Below are 20,473 nucleotides of genomic sequence, written 5' to 3'. Positions count from 1 at the left end.
AAAAAACCATTCCCACAAAGAGTGGGGATACTGCACCTCACCCGATCTGACACACTGGACATTTCACGGCAGCGCCCTGCTTCCCGACCAATCCTATGACGCGCAGGGCGTCTATTCAGGCAGTGCGCTGGTCATCGACGATGCGCTCCATCTGTTCTACACCGGCAACGTCAAGCAGGACGGCCAGCGCCGCAGCAGTCAATGTCTGGCCATCAGCACAGACGGACAGCACTTTCTCAAAACCGGCCCGATGTTCACGACCCCTGACGGCTACACCGAACATTTCCGCGATCCCAAAGTCTTTCATGCCGGTAGCAGATACTGGATGGTCATTGGCGCACAGCAGCGCACCGGCAAGGGTGCAATCGTGCTGTTCTCCTCCTCGGATGCGCAGCACTGGAACCTGATCGGCCCGGTCGCACAGTCCGAAGCATGTCAGATGATCGAATGCCCCGACCTCTTTCTGATCGACGACACCGCCGTCCTGCTCTACTGTCCGCAATGGCGTGATAACGCGCACGATCTCGCGCTGCACTCCTTTGCCGCGTACAAGCTGACTCACTTTGACACGGCTGCAGGAACGCTGGACGACCGAAGTCTGGATGACAACCAGCACTTGCTCGACCAAGGATTTGACTTTTACGCACCCCAGACGCTGCAAACGCCGGACTTAGCGGGCATCTATGTCGCGGCAAATGGACAACAAGGTGTGTGTCAGGCAATCGAAGATCTGGGGTTGAGACGTAAGGTGAAGGTCATTGCCTTTGACCTAAATGAGATTACCATGCAACTGCTGCAGTCAGATCGCTTAAGCTGTGTGCTCGATCAAAAGGCATTTGAGCAGGGATACCGCTCGCCCTATGTGTTATATGAATATATCACGCATAAAAAGAGTCCGCAAAGCGAGTTGATTTATACAGATATCGCCATCCGCACAAAATACAATAGTGATTTGGAAATTACGATGACGCCGGAACTGCCGCAGAAAGCATAATCATGTGGTATGGCGGTCGAAAGCACTCAAATTTTGGCGTATTAAGTGAAGACCATACGAGAGAACCCGAAGGAATCCCCTTCGGGTTCTACTTTTATATATAAAGAGCTGATTATAAATGTGCCGGCTCATATTGTAGGGTCATAATTGTGACCTCCTTTGAAGGCGGGAGGGAGAAATAACCGAGGCCGTGGTGGCGCACTCAAAACAATCTACGGTATCGCGTCTCGCGATTTGATGGACACAGAAAGTTGAACCGTCAGAGAAAAAAGTCAGGGGGCTTTAAGAGTGAATTGTCAAACTAAGTGCAACAGGAATTAAGTTCAGCATACCATAATTCCTGAGGCGAATGGAATTTAAGCACCTTACGAGGCTTGGCGTTTATGAGCGCCAGGTTTCGTTTTAGAGTTGCAGCGGCAACACGAGAAAGATTCCTTCCCTTGGGATAAAATTCCTGGTGCAGACCGTCGAGGTTCTCATTTGTGCCTTTCTGCCAAGCACAGTAGGGATCGGCAAAATAGACATCACAATGCAATCATTCTTCAATGCGATGCCAGTTGGCAAACTCCGTTCCCCGGTCGCAAATGATGGTCTTGACCAACGCAGGAGGAAAGGCAGACAGCGTCGAAACAATGGCGTTCTCCATTGCCTGCACTCTTCGGTCGGGCATCTTCCGTTCGCATGGCGTACAGGCGATCTGCTCCGGCGACCATGTTGCTTTCAGCTTTTCGTTTATGTACTCGATTACTTCCTGAGAATGAAACATCTCCCGGTAACAGTAGGAGCAATGCAGCAGGTACTTCTTCCGGGCTGTGTGGGGATAGTATGTCGGGATGTCGTACATATGCGTACAGTTTCTCCGAATCTCGCGCGATATTGTACTGACATCTCTTCCTACCAGCCGTGCAATTTCTCGATAACTCAGCCCATCCACATAATATTTTCGTATACAGCTGCGCTCTTCTATGGTAAGATGATGGTAGTTCATACAGTTCCCTCCTCGTGGTTTGGTTGTGTCGTAACTCTATTCTACTAGGGCTTCAGGGCGCTGTATGAACTTCTTTTTATTTCCCTAAACTGTTGCACTTGATAGTAGAATTCACCATCAAAATGTTATTTACAGGAGTAATAGATACGGGCATCTATAATCTTTAAAACTGTTTCCATACATTTCTTAATATGCTATAATATATAACAAGAGAAAATGAGGGGGGCTGACAATGAAATGGAGACGGCTGCTTCTCGCGCTGTGCAGCGCAATATTGACGGTGTGGCTTTGCTTAACGCTTGGTGTATGGGGGGAGGAGCAGGAGCAGCCACTGCGCATCGGTGCAACCTATATGACGATGAACAATCCATTTTATAGCGTCATCGATGAGGAATTGCGGCTGATGATTGAAAGCCGCGGTGATATTTTGCTGACACGCGATCCGGCACTCGACCAGAACAAACAAAACGACCAGATTCATGAACTGCTGTCCAATGAAATTGACTTATTGGTTATAAATCCGGTGGATTTTCAGCAGATTTCACCGGCACTCGAGGAAGCGCGTCAGGCAAATGTACCCGTCGTGATCGTGGATTCACAGGTCAGTGATCCCGAGCTGGTCGCCTGCACGATCGCGTCGGACAACTACGGCGCAGGCGTGCTGTGTGCCGAACATCTGATGCAAACACGGGATTCGGCGCGGATTGCGCTGCTGGAACATCCTGCTGCACAGTCGGGTGTGGACCGCATTCAGGGGTTCTGTGACACCATTGCAGGCCATCCGCAGTATCAGATCGCTGGCCGTGCGAACAGTGACGGTCAGTTGGAGCTGGCGATGCCGGCACTCAACAGCCTGCTGGATGCCGACCCGACCATCGATGTCGTGATGGCGCTCAACGATCCGACCGCACTGGGCGCAATGGCCGCACTGGAAGAACGCAATCTGCTGGATCGGACGCAGGTTTACGGCGTGGACGGTGCACCCGAGGCCAAAAACATGATTTTTGAGGGCGTTATGACCGCAACCGTTGCCCAGTCTCCCATTCAGATCGGGCAGGAGACCGCGCAAGTCATTTACCAGATTTTGTCCGGTGAACCGTATGACACCGAGATTATTGTACCGGTCGAGCTGATTACCATAGACAATGTCAATCAGTTCGGCGCGGACGGTTGGCAGTAAAGGAGGGGCAGGGATGCAAAAGGATCAAAGCCTTCCGCTGCTGCGACAGGTGATGCTGCTCATCAATCTGGCTCTTTGCGCCTTTGTGAGCGCTGTATTTATTCTGACACCGCTGCGCGCGGCACAGCGTGCGGAAGGGGTAGATTTTTTACAGAAGCTGAGCGGTCTGCCCGCTGCCCCGTGGAGTGTTTCCTTTGCCGCAGTTGGATTTCTGGCATTTACAGCCATCGATTTTCTGTATCGCAGCGGCAAACTGGGCAGCGGACGCGCTGCATTCTGGCTGGAGCCGGGGACGGCGCTGCTGATTATTCTGGCGCTGCATCTGGATTATAACGGGCTGCTGCTGCTCGCGGTAGTCAATCTGGTGGACAGTCTGCACGGTCGGGGACGTATGCTGTTTCTCGCTGCAATGACTTCGTTCTATCTGCTGACCAGTTTGGATGTCCTGCAATCGGCGTTCGGCATGGTGTCGGTGTCCGAGTATCTGGCATACTATGACGGCCAGCCGCGCCAGCTGATGCAGACCGCCATCGGCCTGCTCAGTGCGCTCAATTTGATTCTGTTTATCGGGTATATGGTTGTGCTGGTGGGACGGCGAACCGAGGAGAATACAGCCATTCGCCGCCTCAATGGTGAGCTTGCCAAGGCCAACGAAAAGCTGTCTGTCTTGAACATCCAGCTCAAAGCGTATGCGGCGGAAAGCGAGCGTATGGCCGAGACGCGCGAGCGCAATCGACTGGCGCGGGAAATCCATGACACGCTCGGTCATGCGCTGACCGGTATTACAGCCGGTGCGGATGCCTGCATTCAGATGCTGGATATTTCGCCCGATATGGCGCGCAAACAGATGGAACTGATTGCCCAAACGGCGCGAGCGGGTATGAATGAGGTGCGGCGATCGGTCAGCGCGCTGCGTCCGGATGCACTGGAACGGTTCCGGCTGTCCGAGGCCTTGGCCAAGCTGTGCAGCGAGATGCAGCAGACCTCACACGCTGAAATTCGGCTGAACATGCAGCCAGCGGACATGCGCCTTTCTCAGGATGAGGAGGACGCCGTCTATCGAATTGTGCAGGAAAGTGTGACAAACGCCATCCGGCACGGTCATGCGACCGAAATTGACGTGAACCTGACCGGTCAGGCGCGTCGGATGCTGATTGTCGTACAGGATAACGGCATCGGCTGTGTCAAGATTGAGCAGGGGTTTGGTCTGCGGCACATGCGGGAGCGTCTGCGGCTGCTTGGAGGCAGCTTGCAGGTGAACGGAAGCAATGGATTTCGAATAGAAGCGTCGATACCGCTTCGATGGGGGGATGAGATATGATTCGTGTATTGATTGCAGACGATCAGGAGTTGATTCGCCAGAGTTTGAGCTTTGTGCTGGACGCGCAGGCGGATATTACAATGGTGGGCACGGCGTCCAATGGCCGAGAGGCCATCGAGCTGGTGCGCAAGGAAAAACCCGATGTTGTACTGATGGACATTCGCATGCCCGAGGTGGATGGCGTTGAGTGCACGCGGCTGATTAAGGCTGCACATCCGCAGATTAAGGTCATTATTCTGACAACTTTCGACGATGACGAGTATGTATTCGGTGCGCTGCGCTATGGTGCGTCCGGCTATCTGCTTAAGGGTGTCTCGGTCAGCGAGCTGGCAAACGCAGTCCGCGAAGTGGTGCGCGGTGGTTCGATCATCATGCCCGGTGTGGCCTCCAAGGCACTCGAGATGTTTGCTCGCATGGCGCGTGGCAGCATGCAGATTGCCGTGGATACCCAGCAGACAGCGTCATTGCAGGAAAACGAATGGCGTGTGATTCGCGAGGTGGGCTGCGGAAAGTCCAACAAGGAGATCGCAGCAGCGCTTTGCCTGTCCGAAGGCACGGTGCGCAATTACCTGAGCAGCGTGCTCAGCAAGCTCGATCTGCGTGATCGCACCCAGCTTGCCATCTGGGCGGTACAGACCGGCGTGACTGCCGATCCGTATGGAGATCGAACATGAGATCCTGTCTGAAACGAGTGGCGGTCAGTGTGGTTTTGTCGGCTGTGGTGCTGATACTGACCGTGCTGGGCAGTGCACAGCAAACCGTGCTCACGGTGGGCGTCATTGCCGGCAGCTACTGGGATGCGCCGACCGGAAACTGCTATGCGGTCATCGATGCCGCAATCGAACGATTTGAGCAGGCGCACCCCAATGTGCGCGTGGAGTACACCAGCGGCATTTTGAAGCGCGATTATTCCGAATGGCTGGCTGATCAGTATCTGCTCGGCACAGAACCCGATGTCTTTCTGGTCATGCCGGAAGATTTCGGCATGCTGGCAGAGCTTGGCGCCTTGCAGCCCTTGGACAGCCTGCTGGAAAGCGATGGTGAGGTCTCGGCTGCGGACTTCTATGACGCGGCAGTCAAGAGCGGTGCGTCGGGCGGCGTGCAGTATGCGCTGCCGTACGAGTGTGTGCCAACGCTGATGTTTGTCAACAAGACCCTGTTGGAGGCCGAGGGCATTCCAGTGCCCGATAACGACTGGACGTGGGATGACTTTTACCAGATCTGCGCGCAGGTGACACGGGATACCGATGGGGATGGTGTGATCGATCAGTTTGGCAGCTATGGTTATACCTGGCGCGACGCGCTAGCGGCCAATGGCGCGGCGCTGTTCGACGAAAACGGAACCAGCTGTCTGATTGCGCAGCCCGACTGCGTGGAGGCCGTCGAGTTTGCCCAAAAGCTGCAAGCCCTGTATGCCGACTGTGACATCACGGCGCGCAGTTTTGACGAGGGTCATGTAGCCTTTCGGCCGTTTTTGTTCTCCGATTACCGCACCTATCAGCCCTATCCATGGCGCATCAAGCGCTATTCGAATTTTGAGTGGGACTGCATCCAGATGCCGGGCGGCCCGTCGGGGACGGGGCGGTCGGAGCTGAGCACGGTGCTGGCTGCCATCAGCAATCGATCCACGCAGAAATCGCTTGCATGGGAGCTGCTCAAGGAGCTGACCTGTTCGGATGAAACCCAATCGATGCTGTACACCGATTCGCACGGTGTCTCGGCGCTGCGCCGGGTCACCCAGTCGCCCAGAACACAGCAGATTTTGCAGCATGACACACCGGGTGAAAGCCAGTTGGGCTTGGAACTGCTGTCCGACACCATGGAGCAGGCAGTCGCCGCACCGCATTTCCGCGCGTATGATCAGGCGCTTCTGCTTGCCGAAAGTCTGGTCACAACCGCGATGGAAGATGACCATAATCTGTCGCTCCAGCTCCAGCGCGTGCAGCGGCAATTAAATGAATATTTGCAAAGCTAATCGGGGAGAGTGCCCCGCAGGCCGTTCTGGTTTTGGCAATTTGCCAAAAACCGGGGCGGCTTTTTTGCGCTTTCGCACAAATGAAATGACATTTGTCATGCAAAACAGGATAAGTGTCATCTGGTATTCATGACAAAATGCAGATGTGTTTTCTTTGCGGGATTGGTAAAATTGTCTCAACAAAACAAGAGAGGGGAAATTTGAACATGCGCTATTTGATTTTAGTCAGCCACGGAACCTTTGCACCGGGACTGCACAACGCGGTTGGTATGATGGCCGGTGCCGATCGCCAGGACATTCGCTCGACCAGCCTGCTCGACGGCATGGCCGTAGACACCTACCGAAAGGCGTTCACCGATCTGGTCGCTGACGTGACCGCTGAGGATGAAATCCTGCTGTTTGCCGATATCATCGGCGGCTCGCCGCTGACCACCGCGCTGGATGTCCTGACCGAGAAGGGTCTGCTGCCGCACACCAAAGCCATCGGCGGCATGAACTTACCGCTCGTTCTGACCGCAGCGTTTGCCGATGCAGACACCCCGTTGGAACAGGTTGCGGCGGAAATCATGGAGGATGGCCGCACGCAGCTGCGTCCGTTCGACTTGGAAACCAGCGAAGAAGACGACATTTAATCATACCGTATTGATCGAGGAGGAAAAAAGTTATGTCTATCTCTTTTATCCGTGTAGATGACCGCATGATTCATGGCCAGACCTGCACCCGCTGGGCGCTGGAATATCCCTGCGATGGCCTGATCGCCGTCAACGACAAGGCAGCCAAGACCCCGGTGCTCAAGGCAGCCTACAAAAATGCCAGCGATAAAAAGACCTTTGTCTGGTCGCTCGACGAGTGGCGTGCCAAGTGCGGCAAGGTGCTGGCGAGCAAGGATCGCTATTTCCTGATCACAAAAGACCCGATCACCATGAAGCAGATTCTGGTCGATGACGGATTCGACCCGGGCGAGGTCAAGACCGTGGTCATCGGCCCGTGCAACGATCGTGAGGGTGCGGTCAAGCTGGGCAACAACCAGTCGATCACCAAGGAGGAAGCTGCGGCGCTCGAAGCCATCATGCAGAAGGGATACGAGGTCGAGTTTGCACTGATTAAGGAAGCCGCAATCGGCAACTGGAAGAAGTTCCGCGGTCAGTTCGGTTATTGATGATGCCAGAGCAGCAAAACCGCTGCTTTGAGATAAAAAAGGGGCAAAATCAGAAAGGTAAGGTGAAGGATTTATGGAAATCCAGGTATGGCAGGCAGCTTTGTTCGGCTTGTTCGCCTGTTTGGCATCCATGCCCGGCTTGGGCGGCACGGTGTTCGGCAACTACACGTTAGGTCGTCCGCTGGTTGCAGGTCTGATCGTCGGTTTGATTATGGGAGATGTGCAGACCGGTATCTATCTGGGCGCGGCCATTCAGGTCGTTTACATCGCACTCGTTACGCCGGGCGGCACGGTATCCGCTGACGTGCGTGCCATCTCGTATATCGGTATTCCGCTTTCCATCGTCGCAGTACACGGCATGGGTCTGGACCCGGCATCCGCTGAGGGTCAGGCAATGGCGGTCACGCTCGGTTCGGCAGTCGGTACGCTGGGTACCGTCCTGTTCTACGGCACCGCAACGGTCAACCTCGTTTGGCAGCACATGGGCTGGAGAGCGCTGGAAAAGGGCGATCTGAGAAAGCTCTATGTCGTTGATATGGGTCTGCCGTGGATTTCGCACATCCTGTGCTCGTTTATTCCCACGTTTATCATCACCAAGGTTGGTGTCAACATGGTCGATCTGATGAAGGCATATCTGCCCATGGACGGCATCGCCATGAAGACTCTGTTTACGGTCGGCTCGCTGCTGCCGGCAGTCGGTATTGCCATCCTGCTCAAGCAGGTTGCAACCAAGCCGGTTGATCTGCTGACCTTCCTGTTTGGCTTTACGTTGGCCGCCTGCATGGGTCTGAACCTGATTGCAGCGTCGGTCGTCGGCGGTTTCTTCGCAGTCATCAACTACCGCATCAAGCTGCTGAGCATACATAAGACTGCACCTGTCGCAGCAGATGCGGGTACGGACGAATTTGACGATGATGAGGAGGAGATTTGACCATGGCTGAGAAAAAGCTTTCCAAAAAGGCGCTTGCCAAGTCGTTCCGCAACTGGTATTACGGCCATCTGACCTGCTTCTCTCAGGAGCACATGCAGACCTTTGGCTATCTGTGCGCCATGCTCCCGCTGGTAGAGGAGCTGTATGAGACCAAGGAGGAGCAGAAAGAAGCCCTCAAGACCTATTCCGCATTCTTTAACACCGAACCGCAGCTCGGCACGGTCATCGTCGGTATGACCGCCGGTCTGGAAGAGGCCAAGGCAAACGGCGAGGAAATCGACGGCGAAATGATCAACGGTATCCGCGCCGGTCTGATGGGCCCGGTTGCCGGCATCGGCGACAGCCTGCTCGTCGGCACGCTGATCCCCATTCTGCTCGGTGTCGCACTGGGCATGTCCTCCGGCGGTTCTCCGCTCGGCGCAATCTTCTACATTCTGGTTTACAACATCGTGCTCACGCTGGGCATGCGCTTCCTGTACTATAAGGGTTATGAGCTGGGCGGCAAGGCGGTTGAGCTGATCGTCGGCGAAAAGGCCAACGCCATCCGTGAGTCCATCATCATGCTGGGCACGGTTGTCATCGGCGCAGTTGCTGCAACCTGGATTTCGATTACCACACCCATGGTCCTGCCCGGTGATATCGCCTTGCAGACAGGTGTCTTAGACACAATCTTCCCCAAAATTCTGCCGCTGGCAGCCGTCATGTTCTGCTACTGGCTGATGAGCAAAAAGAAAATGGCACCCACCACGGTCATGCTCATTCTGGTTGGCGTGGCGCTGGTCGGCGTACTGCTCGGTTTCTTTGACCCGCAGCTGAGCTACTAAGAGAGACAAATCACTGGGAAAGGAGAACGCGCCCATGAATACCAAACTGAGTCGAAACACACTGATCCGAGAGGCTGCGCAGCAAAAAGATGCGCTCAAGCGTTTGTCAGGTTGGCTGAGGAACGCGATGCTCCTTTCCTCCTGCGCTGCCGTGCTGGCCTGGTGGGGACTTACCGGTACCGGAATGCGTCTGGCCTGCGGCGTGGCCGGAATCTTGCTCGCCGCAGTCAGCGTAGCCTGTGCCGTCATCCTCGGCCTTGGCATTCGCAACGGCCGCCGTAATGTAGCACACATCTTAAAGGCGGTGGAACAGGCATGAACCGGAACACAGGCTTTTCATTTCCCCTTCGCCTGCTGTGCTTGGACATCGATGGAACACTGCTGAATACCTCACATCAACTGCCGCCCGAAAATCGGGCGGCAGTGCACTATGCGGCAGCGCAAGGTGTGTCGGTCTGTCTGCTGTCCGCGCGGCCGCCGCAGGCTATCGCACCCATCGCGCAGGCGCTGGGCGTTCCCGGAGTCATTGCCAGCTTTGGCGGGGCACTGATCGAAGATGGTGTGCAGCGGATTTTTGACCGCAGATTGCCGGAAGACACCGCGCACACAGTCATTGAGCTGACGCAGCAAAATGAGATTTCGCTGAGCTTTTACCGGGATACCGCATGGTTTGTCGCACAGGATGATAAGTGGAGCAACGCGGAAGGAGAGATCACTGGCTTGCGCCCGACCTGCATCGCGCTCGAACACGCCCTTGCAGCGGGAGCACCGCACAAGCTACTGTGCATGGGCGACGCGGGACGCATTGACCGATTTTATCAAATATTGCAGGCACACGGAGTGCAGGCCGATCTGCTGCGCTCCAAGGACGAATATCTGGAAATCGTACCCCAGCACGCGGACAAGGCACGCGCCCTGCGCGAAGTGTGCAGGTATCTGGACATTTCACCCGCACAGGCCATGGCGATTGGCGACCATGATATTGACTGCGCGTTGCTGCGCGCGGCCGGTCTGGGCATCGCGATGGGGAACGGCTCTCCGGCTGCACGGCAGGCCGCGGACTGGATTGCGCCGGACAATGACCACGCCGGTGTCGCCGCGGCGATCTATCACTGGCTGAAGGAGGAAACTGTATGAACTACCGTCTGCTCGCACTCGATCTGGACGGCACATTGCTCAACTCGCAAAAACAAATCACACCCAAAACCCGTGAGGCACTGGCCTGGGCCGCGGCGCGCGGCGTTCATGTGGTGTTGTCCACAGGCCGCATTGTCGGAGAAGCGGCAGAGTTTGCCCGCGAAATCTGCTGTGAGGATCGGATGGTCACCGCAGGCGGTGCCGCGATTGCGACGGCATCCGATGAACGCATTCTGGAAAGCTGGGCCATGCCCTGTGAGATTGGTGCACAGGCGGTTGCCGCGGTGCAGAATCTTCCGGTGCGCGTGATGATCTATGTGGGTGACAAAATCTTTATCAATCCATTTTCCGACCGGGATTTTATCCAAAATTACCGTGTGGAAGGTTTTCATGCGAATAAAGTGGTGCTGGATGATATTGCAGGCACCATTCGCGCACGTGAACTGGATGTGACCAAGGTCTATGCCATCGGCGCACAGGAGGACCTTGACCGGGCACTCGAGACCATCCGAACGCTGCCGGACATCACCATTACCAGCTCGGGCAGTGATAACTTTGAGGTCATGCCGGCAGGCGTGGACAAGGGAACGGCACTCGTTCGCCTGGGGGAGATGCTTGGGGTTGCCCCGGAGGAGATGATCGCCATTGGAGACAGCGATAACGATGCCGCCATGCTGCGCGCGGTCGGCATGCCGGTGGCGATGGGAAATGCCGACTCTGCACTCAAGCAATTGGCGCGATATGTGACAGCCGACTGCGATCATGACGGCGTCGCGCAAGCGGTCTATCACTTGCTTGGCTGAAATAGTTATAGGGCAATCAACCGGAAACAGGGGGGAGCAGTATGGGACAGACCGATCTGCATTTACATTCATCGGTCAGTATCGACGGGGAAATTTCACCGCGCGGATTGGCTGAGCGGTGTAGGCAGCAGGGCGTAACCCTTGCAGCACTGACCGATCACAATGACGTATCAGGAACCGTGGAATTTATGTGGCGCAGCGCCCAGCTCGGCGTGCGCGCCATCTCCGGCGTCGAATTGGACTGTACATATGGTGCACAGCCCTTGCATATTCTGGGGTACGGGATTGATATTGCCAACCCGACGTTGCTCCGTGCTTTGCACGAAGCACGGGAACAGTTCGCGACCGCTGGCGCACAGCTGATGGATGCGGTTGCTGCACTGGGCATTCAATTTGACCGCGACGAAGTACGATATTTGGCTGGCAAAAACGCAATTTGTGCGGAGGATATTGCGCAGTCTGCGCTGCATCAGCCGGAAAATCGGTCGCATCCGTTGATTGTATCGCTGCTGCCGGGCGGTGCACTGTCCGATCAGCCGCTTGTGAACTTTTACTGGTCGGTGTGCGCACCGGGAAAACCGGCGTATACACCGATTGCCATGATGTCAGCTGCCCAGGCGATTGCGCACATCCATGACGCGGGTGGTATTGCAGTTCTCGCCCATCCGGGTGTCAGTATAACTGATTTTAAGCTGCTGGACGATGTGCTGCACCTGCCCTTGGATGGCGTGGAAGCATTCAGCAGTTATCATACCGCCGAACAGGCAGCTTTTTATGTGAAACAAGCCGAGAAACGAAACCTGTTGATTACCGGCGGCAGTGATTTTCACGGCAGAATCAAGCCGAATATTGAATTGGGAACGGTTGATTGGCTGGAATACGAGATTCCGGTGCGCAATGCTCTTTTGCAGGCATTGGGACAGTATAATCTGTACACTACTGAATGACTGATCAATATACCAGTTCATCTTTTTCATACCGATGAAAGCCTCTAATTCGGTGCAATTTTCCTATATTTCATTAGAAGATTTCCTGTATGAATATCCGATTAAATCGGTGCTTGCGATAGCGCATAAATACCCTGCTTTATCACATGTTGTAATACTTATATAACTCCAAGCCTTCCGAATCAAGAGTTGTGATTAGCAATCCTGACGATTATCGGCATTCTTACTATATGCGAAATCATTTACTCAACTACCATATGGAAATAGCAATTTAGAATCTGGAAAATATTTCAGCCATCCACTGATGATATCTTTTGGGATAATACACTCAGCCTGCAAACTAAAATCCTCAGTCCGCAAAAGGATATACTTTTTTCGTCAGCCACATCATTCAGATCCATCACAGCCGCAGACAGCTCATTTCATGCCGGAATATCTGGGAAAATCATCCACCACAAAAATACATCTCCTTCTCCGGGTAATATCGTTGGAAACATCTTTCGGACCGGAAGGCTGCAGATTTGCTCCCACAGCGGATGCATCCATAACAGGTGGATCGTTTGCGATTATATCGCTGAATCGCATTATGATGCGAACGAGTGTCGTATTACAGAAATATAGTGTAGCACACAAGGTTAATATATCGAAACTATTCCACGTAATCAGAGTGAACACAATATGTTAGCAACTTAATCTCTCCTTGAGACTGTGTACAACTAGAGACGAGCAGTGCAATCAGCCAAAGGTAGATTCAGGACATATATCAAACCAAACGCCGAAACAGCCAAGCACACAGCTGCCCGTAAGCTCTGTAAACTACATAAAGCAAACTATATTCTTCATTTTATCAAATTCGATCATTCTGAATATAAACTGGATCGAACAAATTTCTCCAGTAACGGAATCGGACTGATTTTTATTTTCTTAAACTTTCCCAACAACTGAATAAATGATTTTTTACTCAATCCCATTTTCTGACGAGCAGCTGTGAACGAACCACAGCTGCTCATTTTTTTGACAAGTTCCCGCATTTTATCTTTGGTTCGCTTCTGAAAACTGCTCTTCTCAATCCGTTTGAATGCTTCCTCTCTATGCACAACCTGTGGAAAGTCCTGATGCAATCGGTGTAAAAATTTATCCATGATTTTATCCTGATCTTTTGAAAGCTGGTGGAGCTGATCTTCCCAATTTCCTTTGCCTGCAAGCTTTTGTAAACGCTGTCTGGAAATCCGCAATTCTAGGCGTAGAATCGATGATAATATTGTAATTCCGTGCTGTTTTTTCAGCTCATATCCCTTGTCATAAACCGAAAATTCACAATTTTTTGCACAGGTCGTCCAAGAATGCTGATTTTTCTTATTTGCATACAGTGGTTGATCGACAGCTTCATCCCGCTCGCCAGATTTGTGCCTAAGGTTTTTTTCTTTATAATGAGGTAACTGTTCAGACTTCCGAAAGATATCCAGTCGTACCTTCACCTCTTCTGACGATTTACAATACAGATTCCGTGTTAAATCCACACGATTTAGCTTGAAATCCTTTAATTTCATCGGCAGATCTAATTCTTTGATGATCTCTTTTAGCCGTTTATGGATTTGCTTTAGATCGGCATGTTCTGCCTGAAATAATGCTAACGGCTCATATCGTCCGCTGCACAACGAGGATGGGTTAATAATCAGCCGAATCCAAGATCGATGATCGATTGACTGTGTTAGCAATATTTCTACACCTTGTGGTTTGTATTTGTTTAAAGAAATGATTTTTGTAAGTCTCGCTCCTGATATTTTCCGTACATAATGGCTCTGTGTTTCGCGCAGCTCCTGAATGGTATGATAGCTGCACGGTGCGGTCAGGGAGAATGTGTGGATTCCTCGTTCTATCTTCATTTTCTTCGCTCCTTTGCGCAGTTCGTACACTTTTGACAGGTCTTTTCTGTAGCCTGACCAAAATATGCAAGTATGTCCTGCTGCATACAGCCTGTGCTGTGTACAAAGTCCTGCATTTCCTGATAGCGCTGCTTTAGCATCTTAGAATTTTGAGATTTCTTACAAAAAGAGGCGAAAATCTTCTGGTCATCCCCGTTTTGCTCATAAAAAAGAACGCAACGGCATTTGCGTCCATCACGTCCTCCTCGACCGATCTGCTGGACATAGTCAACCATACTGAGCGGTACGTTAAAATGAAGAACCAATTCAATATCAGGGACATCCACGCCCATACCAAACGCAGTAGTAGCAACCATGATTTTGCGTTGTCCGGTCAGAAAGTCCAGCAGCATCTTTTCCTTTTTGTGTGGTTTCATCTTACTGTGATTGCCAACGACCTGTCCCGGAAAATACTCGGATAGATAGTCATAAAGCGCATCCACATAGTCAATCGTCGATGCGTAAATAACAACTGAACCCGTATCCTGATACTTCCGAACCGCCTTTTTGACAGCCTTGAAACGAGAGTACAGCCTATTTTCCAGAGATCGATCTTCCATCGTCAGATCCTTTTTCATCAGAATGAGATTCTTACGGGTCAGGTCGCAGCGAAACCATTTAGGAGCATCTAGATGCAGTTTGTCCGACAAATCTTCAACGGTATGTTCCTGAATGGTTGCTGAACAAGCAAACACCATCGGCTTTCGCGGTAATTCTTCAATGAATTGCCCAATCTGTAAGTAAGCATCGCGGAATGTATATCCCCACTCGGTAATGCAGTGACACTCATCAATCACGACCATGTACAGATCACACATAGATAGAGATGCTTGAAATCGTGTACTTTGCAAGCGTTCAGGTGTGACGTATAAGAACGTAAGACTCCCCTTGGATAGTGCAGCAAGCACAGACATTTCCTGTGATTTCGAGCGGGTATGATCCAGATAATCCGCTGAGATTCCAAAGTCTTGCAGCTTCTTCACCTGATCATAAATGAGTGCCAGTGTAGGTTCAATGACTAGGGTTAATTGATGTGTGTGTACCAAGGCAGGTAACTGATAAATCAGGGATTTACCCATAGATGTTGGTGCACTGACAATCGTATCGTGTCCTTTGAGAATGGACTGAATGGGTTTAATCTGTTCTTTTCGCAGAGACTGAATCTGCATCTTTTTCATGGCTGGTTTGAGTTCATAATCCGGTTTCATTGTGTATTCACCTCATAAAAAGTATTATCCTTATGTTGAGGCTGTGTAATTTTAAAATGCCGAATCGTGAACTTTTTTGTTTTTTAGAATTGATGTCAGATGATTGAAGATTTGCTCTCAGCTATGGTGTTACATGGGATGAGATAAATTTTTGACATTGTGTGATGCAAAACAGGGTAAAAAGTCGTATTACATAGTGCACTTTTTCTTATATTCAGCATATCGACCGAGAATGATTTGTGCTGTGGAAATTGCCTAGACATAAATCTGCGGCGTGTCAAGTAAGTCGCAGCACTCGGAAATTTATGCAGATAATATTGGGATAAAAGTTACTGACCCGTTATATACAACTGCACAAATATATCTGATCTCTTGCAAAATACAGTGGGATATGTGGAAAACTCCCACATATCCCACTACAAAATGATCAGAATATTGTTCTGTACTGCAGGCATTGATCTATAAAACCAGCCTTAAATCTTTACGTCTCAATAAAAAATCGGCTGCTATTCCAAACATCCGATTCTCAAATTCACGAAGTATTGTGTCTCAGTGTATTGTTAACTTTTGAAAAACTGCACCAGTGATTGAAGCACCGGCAGAAACACCGCATCAATCCGCTGCGCAATCTTCGCTGCCAGCTCATCGTCATAAATATGCGACATACTATTACGTGCACGCAGCATTTCCAGCCAGACTGCCTGATCATCGATCAGCCCAGCCGCATATGCTTCCTGCAAAATTTGTTTTGGGAATTGCAGATCGGACACGCCCTGTTCGGTCATATATTCCTTGAGCGCCTTCCATGCCAGCTCAAAAGAAAACTCAAAGCGCTGAATCATGCCATCGCGGATGGATTCCATATGATACTGCTGATAATCCTGTACAGCAGCATCCAGACGTGCAACCGCTCGGATAAAATTTTCTCGTTTGGTCTTATGCGGACTCATAAATTACCACCTCGTCTCGTCTGATTTCAGCCAGCAAATCGGCACTTGTCCAATCATCAATCAGCACAACGTCAAACTTAAGCAGGGTCGGCAGCTCGTCAATCCCGTCCAGAAACATGCCTTCCATTTGCTGCGGCAAGCCAAACACTGCAAGGTCAATGTCACTGCGCGGCCGCTCCTCATTGCGTGCACGGGAACCAAAGAGCACGACTCGTTTTGCACCCGCTCGATATGCCAGCGATGCAATTTCGGTTTTTAATTCAGTTGGGAGCATACTCGATCCCCTTTCGTTCAACTCTCAATGCACATATCTAAACTATACTGTGTTCAGTATATCCGGATTGGGCAAAACCGTCAACCTAACGCATACGCTATATACGTGCAACACTGCTCATATAACTTGCACTCTTACGAAGCATTCAAAACTTGAACTTTCTTTTAATATATTATATAATAAATATATAAATCAAGCAAATTCTAGAATGTTTTTCTCTTTTATACGCAATACTTTTGGTAGATATTTGGTAGATAATATCTACCAAATCATGAAAATCACCTGCAATCACCCATCAGGAAAAGTGCAGCAAAACCTGGCAAATCACAGGTAAAGCTGCACAATAAAATGGTGATGCAGTGCTCCAAGACGGGTTCAATTCCCCTCGTCTCCACCATTTACACAAAAAATCCCGCCTGGTTTCAGGTGGGATTTTTTGTTATTCAGTGGTTTTAAGCGCAGAAAAGTTGCAGATTTATTTTATGAGTTTTGCGATTCGGATACGTTTGTCGTACTTCTGAGAACGGCTCGCCGCCAGCTCCAAGGAAACGCACTCGTCATCACATTTCATATATCAGGCATCAAATTTACAGTCATTGGCGATTGCAATCAAGTTGCGTGCTGTTTCTGACAAATGATTTTCTTTCCAGATCAGGGCAACTTTAAGTGGTACACGAGGCTTTTTGAGCACATGGTAGGAAACGGCACTGGAAAAAATATCCCGATATCCATCCGGCACAAGAGCTATGCCTAGACCAGCTGCAACCAAACCAAGCGCAGCAATATCGGATTCTGCCTCTTGCACAATTTTAGGCGAAAAGCCGGTTAAATGACATACCGCATTAAACGCATCAAAGGACTTTTTTCGAGCTTCCTGTGAATACGCAATGAATGGCAAGTCTTTCAACTCTGCCAGACTATGGATACGACGTTTGGATATATCCCAACTTTTGGGTATAGCAGCGACTGAATCTTCCTCGAAGATGATTTTATGGCATAAGCCATCGAAATCATCCCAGTATAACGCGATAATCCCGATATCCGCTTGCTCATTCATAACCGCATTTTCCAATTGCGGCGAATTTTTCTCGGTTAATAGGATATCAATATCCGGATATTTCAGCTTAAACTGTTGTATAATATGCGGAATTACCATATTGATCGTCATACTGTTGTATACGATTTTAATTCTGGCATTTTTCCCTTCTGCAATTCTGCGCCCCTGTTCCACGCCTTGTTCTAACGAGCGGAAAGCATCTGTCACCTTGCTTAAAAAGGCCTGTCCGGCAGGTGTGATGCTTACTGACCTCGTAGTGCGTTCAAAAAGCTTATATCCCAATTCCTCCTCTAACTTTTTGATTTGAAAGCTGAGTGGCTGTTCCGCCATGTGCAGTTTTTGCGCGGCTTTTCCATAATGCAGGGTTTCGCAGACTGCGGCGAAGTACCTCAGCTGACGCAATTCCATCTGTTCGGCCTCCTTTATTATGTATCTTTTTAATGTTAATTTGAATTATTTATGTGTTTTATTTTTTATAATATATAGTATATAATGAAGCTGCCGAAAGGTAAATCATTTTTTAGGAGGTATTCAAATGCCAAAATTAGGTGGTGTATACGCGCGCGGAGACTTCTTTCAGCAGCTTGCAGGCGCACACAAGCCGAGCGTAGATGATATGCTGTCTGATCGAGACTATTTCGGCCTGGACCTTAGCATTATCCCCCTGTATGGTAATATCCGTACAGAAGACGGTCAAATGTATGAATTGCTTCGTAATCCCGGAGGCAATGCCATTTACAGCGGACTGGTCATTCAGGATACCACGCTTGACGGAAAAAACTTGATGTTTAATGCCGATCTGACTAAGGACTGTGCCACCTCCGAGGGCTCGGTTGGTGTCCGTGAAGGAAACGAAGCGGTTTGGCGTTCCGCTCCTGGTATTCCCGGCAAGGCTTTTGAAATCCGGGTGAGCGAAGACCACATCAAGTGGATCGAAGATGGCCTGTTTTGTCTGGAAGGTCCGATGATCAAGCCTGGTCTGCACTGGTATCTCCCTGCACGAGATGACGGCACTTACTATGTTTCGCATATGTTTGAACTGTCGGGTGAGTTCCAAGGTGTGAAGGCACGTGGTTTTGTGGCATTCGATCAGGTGTATATGGCCGAAGGCGGCTGCCTGTATCAGAACCGCGATGTCATGATGCAAAACTATGGCCATATCATGTGGTACACCTGGGCAACCAAATATAAAGATGGCTCTATTGATGCTGGACATTTTATTTTCGGACATGATCGCCTGGGCTTTGCGGTATTCACCGATGGCAATACTGTAACTGCAACACAGAATATTGAGGGCGTGGTAACGCCCGATCCGGATCACCCGCCGTTTGCTCAGTACATCAGGCTGAAGATCGATGGCGAGGAATGGGAGTTCACCCCAGATCCCAGAGGCAAAATGCCGGCCATGTTACAAAAATACCCGCCCACGCCTCAGCAGGAAGGCCTTTGGAAGCGTGTAGGCGATACCCGCGAGGTTGACTCGTACTGGGCTTGGGGCGAAACCGAAACAAAAAATGGCTGTACACGCCAGAGCAAACTGCCGACACGCCGATAAGACACAATTATTGAAAACACCTGAAAAGGACAGCTGCACATTGGTTGTGGCTGTCCTTTTTGCTTTGAAACCTATGGTACCCTTAAAATTTAATTGCGATTTTGGTATGCTTTTTTCTCATTGCTGACGATAGGCGTACTCTGCTTGCGAGAGTGGAAGTCCCAGAGCGGCAAGTTCTTCTCAATGTAACTTGAGAATCGATTGTTTGTACATTGGGAAACTGGTACAGTTATGAGTATCTTGAGAAAGTCAGAATTGCTTTGCTGCATTGATAAAGCGCAAAACTCGATTTCACATTACAGTTAAAATTCCTGGCTAAACTACAGCAACTCTGGAAATTACGATTATTTCTGCACTTTCTTCCATTTTTCCGCATCTTGTCAAGATAGTTTCCTTGCAGTCGTGGAACCGAGTTTGCCAAGTGGTAACATATCCTGGAGCAGCTGCTGTGCGATATCCATTGTATTTAGCAGAAAAATACCAATGAAAATTCGAACGAGCCACTCCGAGAGGGTTATCACAAAGGCAGAAACCTTTCCTATTTGACTTCCACTCTTCTAAAACGAAACCTGGCGCTTATAAACGCCAGGTCTCATAAAATTCTTAGTTTTCACTCTGCTCGGGAGCTATAAGACTTTCAACTGAATTCCCAGTACACGTAGTTTGACAATACACTGTCACATACTAATCCAATTAAAATCTTGGACTTTGCACTGTTTACTCTGCCATATTCTCATAGAAGCGCATAAGGATAGTCGCCACCTCTGCACGGGTTGCAGTCCCCTGCGGATTGAGCGTACCATCCGCGTTTCCGCTGATTACACCCTGCGCATATGCCCAAGTCATCGCCTGCTGTGCATAATCAGAAGTCATCGCTGCGTCCGAGAAGGTATTCAGCATAGACGAATCACCCATCACCGGGCTGCCGCTATAACGCCACAGGACCGTTACCAGCTGCTCACGCGTCAGCGCATCGTTCGGACCAAAACTGCCCGCACCGTAGCCGCTCATATAGCCCTGCCAAACAGCCCAGTTAACTGCTTCGGCATACCAAGCATCAGGAGCTACGTCTCTGAATGCTGCCGGCGCCTCGGTATCGGCCGGTTTTTCCACATTAAATAGAATCTGTGCAACCATAGCACGATTCATCTGCGCATTCGGTGCAAAAAGATTTTCCGATACACCGGTCATCAAATCATGCTCATATACATACTGAACAGCCTCAGCAAACCACGCATCTGCCGG

21 protein-coding genes are annotated in these 20,473 nt (G+C 50.5%); 14 read left to right on the top strand and 7 right to left on the bottom strand.

The features are described 5' to 3' along the window. A partial coding sequence (locus B5D52_RS15560; RefSeq protein WP_242951107.1) for a substrate-binding domain-containing protein occupies positions 1-994 on the top strand: 994 nt, incomplete at its 5' end. Between the two features lie 535 nt (positions 995-1,529). Here B5D52_RS15560 and B5D52_RS15555 read toward each other — a convergent pair. Continuing rightward, entirely contained in the window at positions 1,530-1,982 is a 453-nt protein-coding gene (locus tag B5D52_RS15555) for an IS30 family transposase (RefSeq protein ID WP_016149204.1), read from the bottom strand. 232 nt (positions 1,983-2,214) lie between these two features. On the opposite strand from B5D52_RS15555, the gene B5D52_RS15550 reads away from it, so the two are divergent. From B5D52_RS15550 to B5D52_RS15495, 12 genes are all read left to right on the top strand, one after another. Beyond that, positions 2,215-3,162 (top strand): sugar ABC transporter substrate-binding protein, encoded by a 948-nt coding sequence (locus B5D52_RS15550; RefSeq protein ID WP_016149203.1) that lies wholly within the window; start codon positions 2,215-2,217, stop codon positions 3,160-3,162. 13 nt (positions 3,163-3,175) lie between these two features. Next, positions 3,176-4,483, top strand: a complete 1,308-nt coding sequence (locus B5D52_RS16640) for a sensor histidine kinase (protein WP_016149202.1) — start codon at positions 3,176-3,178, stop codon at positions 4,481-4,483. Then, positions 4,480-5,157, top strand: coding sequence for a response regulator transcription factor (locus B5D52_RS15540; RefSeq protein ID WP_016149201.1), 678 nt, complete (start codon positions 4,480-4,482; stop codon positions 5,155-5,157). The genes B5D52_RS16640 and B5D52_RS15540 overlap by 4 nt, the downstream gene beginning before the upstream one ends. Further along, the gene (locus tag B5D52_RS15535; RefSeq protein WP_016149200.1) at positions 5,154-6,458 is read left to right on the top strand and encodes an extracellular solute-binding protein; all 1,305 of its coding nucleotides are present in this window, start codon (positions 5,154-5,156) and stop codon (positions 6,456-6,458) included. The genes B5D52_RS15540 and B5D52_RS15535 overlap by 4 nt, the downstream gene beginning before the upstream one ends. Positions 6,459-6,664: 206 nt before the next feature. Then, positions 6,665-7,090, top strand: a complete 426-nt coding sequence (locus B5D52_RS15530) for a PTS sugar transporter subunit IIA (protein ID WP_016149199.1) — start codon at positions 6,665-6,667, stop codon at positions 7,088-7,090. 32 nt (positions 7,091-7,122) lie between these two features. Continuing rightward, positions 7,123-7,617, top strand: coding sequence for a PTS sugar transporter subunit IIB (locus B5D52_RS15525; protein ID WP_016149198.1), 495 nt, complete (start codon positions 7,123-7,125; stop codon positions 7,615-7,617). Between the two features lie 73 nt (positions 7,618-7,690). Then, positions 7,691-8,548, top strand: coding sequence for a PTS mannose/fructose/sorbose/N-acetylgalactosamine transporter subunit IIC (locus B5D52_RS15520; protein ID WP_016149197.1), 858 nt, complete (start codon positions 7,691-7,693; stop codon positions 8,546-8,548). A 2-nt stretch (positions 8,549-8,550) separates the two neighbouring features. Beyond that, complete coding sequence (locus tag B5D52_RS15515) at positions 8,551-9,372, top strand: PTS system mannose/fructose/sorbose family transporter subunit IID (protein ID WP_016149196.1); 822 nt, start codon at positions 8,551-8,553, stop codon at positions 9,370-9,372. Positions 9,373-9,406: 34 nt separating this feature from the next. Beyond that, entirely contained in the window at positions 9,407-9,691 is a 285-nt protein-coding gene (locus B5D52_RS15510; protein WP_016149195.1) for a hypothetical protein, read from the top strand. Continuing rightward, on the top strand, positions 9,688-10,509 hold the full coding sequence (locus B5D52_RS15505; protein ID WP_016149194.1) for a Cof-type HAD-IIB family hydrolase: 822 nt from the start codon (positions 9,688-9,690) through the stop codon (positions 10,507-10,509). Before B5D52_RS15510 ends, B5D52_RS15505 begins: the two co-directional genes overlap by 4 nt. Further along, positions 10,506-11,312 carry a Cof-type HAD-IIB family hydrolase gene (locus B5D52_RS15500; protein WP_016149193.1) on the top strand — a complete coding sequence of 269 codons (807 nt, stop codon included), beginning with the start codon at positions 10,506-10,508 and terminating at the stop codon, positions 11,310-11,312. Before B5D52_RS15505 ends, B5D52_RS15500 begins: the two co-directional genes overlap by 4 nt. Before the next feature lie 41 nt (positions 11,313-11,353). After that, complete coding sequence (locus B5D52_RS15495) at positions 11,354-12,259, top strand: PHP domain-containing protein (RefSeq protein ID WP_016149192.1); 906 nt, start codon at positions 11,354-11,356, stop codon at positions 12,257-12,259. Between the two features lie 857 nt (positions 12,260-13,116). On the opposite strand, the gene B5D52_RS15490 is transcribed toward B5D52_RS15495, so the two are convergent. The 5 genes from B5D52_RS15490 to B5D52_RS15470 form a co-directional block, all read right to left on the bottom strand. Further along, the gene (locus B5D52_RS15490; protein WP_016149191.1) at positions 13,117-14,145 is read right to left on the bottom strand and encodes a phage/plasmid replication domain-containing protein; all 1,029 of its coding nucleotides are present in this window, start codon (positions 14,143-14,145) and stop codon (positions 13,117-13,119) included. Beyond that, positions 14,142-15,392 (bottom strand): RecQ family ATP-dependent DNA helicase, encoded by a 1,251-nt coding sequence (locus B5D52_RS15485; RefSeq protein WP_016149190.1) that lies wholly within the window; start codon positions 15,390-15,392, stop codon positions 14,142-14,144. Before B5D52_RS15485 ends, B5D52_RS15490 begins: the two co-directional genes overlap by 4 nt. 560 nt (positions 15,393-15,952) lie before the next feature. Beyond that, a complete protein-coding gene (locus B5D52_RS15480) occupies positions 15,953-16,342 on the bottom strand; it encodes an HI0074 family nucleotidyltransferase substrate-binding subunit (protein WP_016149189.1) in 390 nt (129 codons plus the stop codon). Beyond that, positions 16,329-16,616 (bottom strand): nucleotidyltransferase family protein, encoded by a 288-nt coding sequence (locus B5D52_RS15475; RefSeq protein WP_016149188.1) that lies wholly within the window; start codon positions 16,614-16,616, stop codon positions 16,329-16,331. The genes B5D52_RS15480 and B5D52_RS15475 overlap by 14 nt, the downstream gene beginning before the upstream one ends. Before the next feature lie 574 nt (positions 16,617-17,190). After that, complete coding sequence (locus tag B5D52_RS15470; RefSeq protein ID WP_016149187.1) at positions 17,191-18,081, bottom strand: LysR family transcriptional regulator; 891 nt, start codon at positions 18,079-18,081, stop codon at positions 17,191-17,193. A gap of 127 nt (positions 18,082-18,208) precedes the next feature. Here B5D52_RS15470 and B5D52_RS15465 point away from each other — a divergent pair, with 127 nt between their 5' ends. Beyond that, positions 18,209-19,228 (top strand): hypothetical protein, encoded by a 1,020-nt coding sequence (locus B5D52_RS15465; protein WP_016149186.1) that lies wholly within the window; start codon positions 18,209-18,211, stop codon positions 19,226-19,228. Between the two features lie 717 nt (positions 19,229-19,945). Here the strand turns inward: B5D52_RS15465 and B5D52_RS15460 are convergent. Next, positions 19,946-20,473, bottom strand: a 528-nt coding sequence (locus B5D52_RS15460; protein ID WP_143287358.1) for an S-layer homology domain-containing protein, incomplete at its 5' end; no start/stop codon positions are given.

The sequence above is a fragment of the Butyricicoccus pullicaecorum DSM 23266 genome, from assembly GCF_900167005.1.
In the GTDB taxonomy this organism is placed as follows: Bacteria; Bacillota; Clostridia; order Oscillospirales; family Butyricicoccaceae; genus Butyricicoccus; species Butyricicoccus pullicaecorum.
Note: the sequence above shows the minus strand (reverse complement) of the source record. Positions and strands in the feature narration are given on the sequence as shown.

What these genes read in the sequence shown, in the direction of transcription:
- B5D52_RS15505 (WP_016149194.1), top strand. Translation starts at nt 9,688, where the DNA reads ATGAACCGGAACACAGGCTTTTCATTTCCCCTTCGCCTGCTGTGCTTG.
- B5D52_RS15490 (WP_016149191.1), bottom strand. Translation starts at nt 14,145, where the DNA reads ATGAAGATAGAACGAGGAATCCACACATTCTCCCTGACCGCACCGTGC.
- B5D52_RS15530 (WP_016149199.1), top strand. Translation starts at nt 6,665, where the DNA reads ATGCGCTATTTGATTTTAGTCAGCCACGGAACCTTTGCACCGGGACTG.
- B5D52_RS15475 (WP_016149188.1), bottom strand. Translation starts at nt 16,616, where the DNA reads ATGCTCCCAACTGAATTAAAAACCGAAATTGCATCGCTGGCATATCGA.
- B5D52_RS15500 (WP_016149193.1), top strand. Translation starts at nt 10,506, where the DNA reads ATGAACTACCGTCTGCTCGCACTCGATCTGGACGGCACATTGCTCAAC.
- B5D52_RS15465 (WP_016149186.1), top strand. Translation starts at nt 18,209, where the DNA reads ATGCCAAAATTAGGTGGTGTATACGCGCGCGGAGACTTCTTTCAGCAG.
- B5D52_RS15525 (WP_016149198.1), top strand. Translation starts at nt 7,123, where the DNA reads ATGTCTATCTCTTTTATCCGTGTAGATGACCGCATGATTCATGGCCAG.
- B5D52_RS16640 (WP_016149202.1), top strand. Translation starts at nt 3,176, where the DNA reads ATGCAAAAGGATCAAAGCCTTCCGCTGCTGCGACAGGTGATGCTGCTC.
- B5D52_RS15550 (WP_016149203.1), top strand. Translation starts at nt 2,215, where the DNA reads ATGAAATGGAGACGGCTGCTTCTCGCGCTGTGCAGCGCAATATTGACG.
- B5D52_RS15535 (WP_016149200.1), top strand. Translation starts at nt 5,154, where the DNA reads ATGAGATCCTGTCTGAAACGAGTGGCGGTCAGTGTGGTTTTGTCGGCT.
- B5D52_RS15495 (WP_016149192.1), top strand. Translation starts at nt 11,354, where the DNA reads ATGGGACAGACCGATCTGCATTTACATTCATCGGTCAGTATCGACGGG.
- B5D52_RS15470 (WP_016149187.1), bottom strand. Translation starts at nt 18,081, where the DNA reads ATGGAATTGCGTCAGCTGAGGTACTTCGCCGCAGTCTGCGAAACCCTG.
- B5D52_RS15515 (WP_016149196.1), top strand. Translation starts at nt 8,551, where the DNA reads ATGGCTGAGAAAAAGCTTTCCAAAAAGGCGCTTGCCAAGTCGTTCCGC.
- B5D52_RS15555 (WP_016149204.1), bottom strand. Translation starts at nt 1,982, where the DNA reads ATGAACTACCATCATCTTACCATAGAAGAGCGCAGCTGTATACGAAAA.
- B5D52_RS15510 (WP_016149195.1), top strand. Translation starts at nt 9,407, where the DNA reads ATGAATACCAAACTGAGTCGAAACACACTGATCCGAGAGGCTGCGCAG.
- B5D52_RS15540 (WP_016149201.1), top strand. Translation starts at nt 4,480, where the DNA reads ATGATTCGTGTATTGATTGCAGACGATCAGGAGTTGATTCGCCAGAGT.
- B5D52_RS15480 (WP_016149189.1), bottom strand. Translation starts at nt 16,342, where the DNA reads ATGAGTCCGCATAAGACCAAACGAGAAAATTTTATCCGAGCGGTTGCA.
- B5D52_RS15485 (WP_016149190.1), bottom strand. Translation starts at nt 15,392, where the DNA reads ATGAAACCGGATTATGAACTCAAACCAGCCATGAAAAAGATGCAGATT.
- B5D52_RS15520 (WP_016149197.1), top strand. Translation starts at nt 7,691, where the DNA reads ATGGAAATCCAGGTATGGCAGGCAGCTTTGTTCGGCTTGTTCGCCTGT.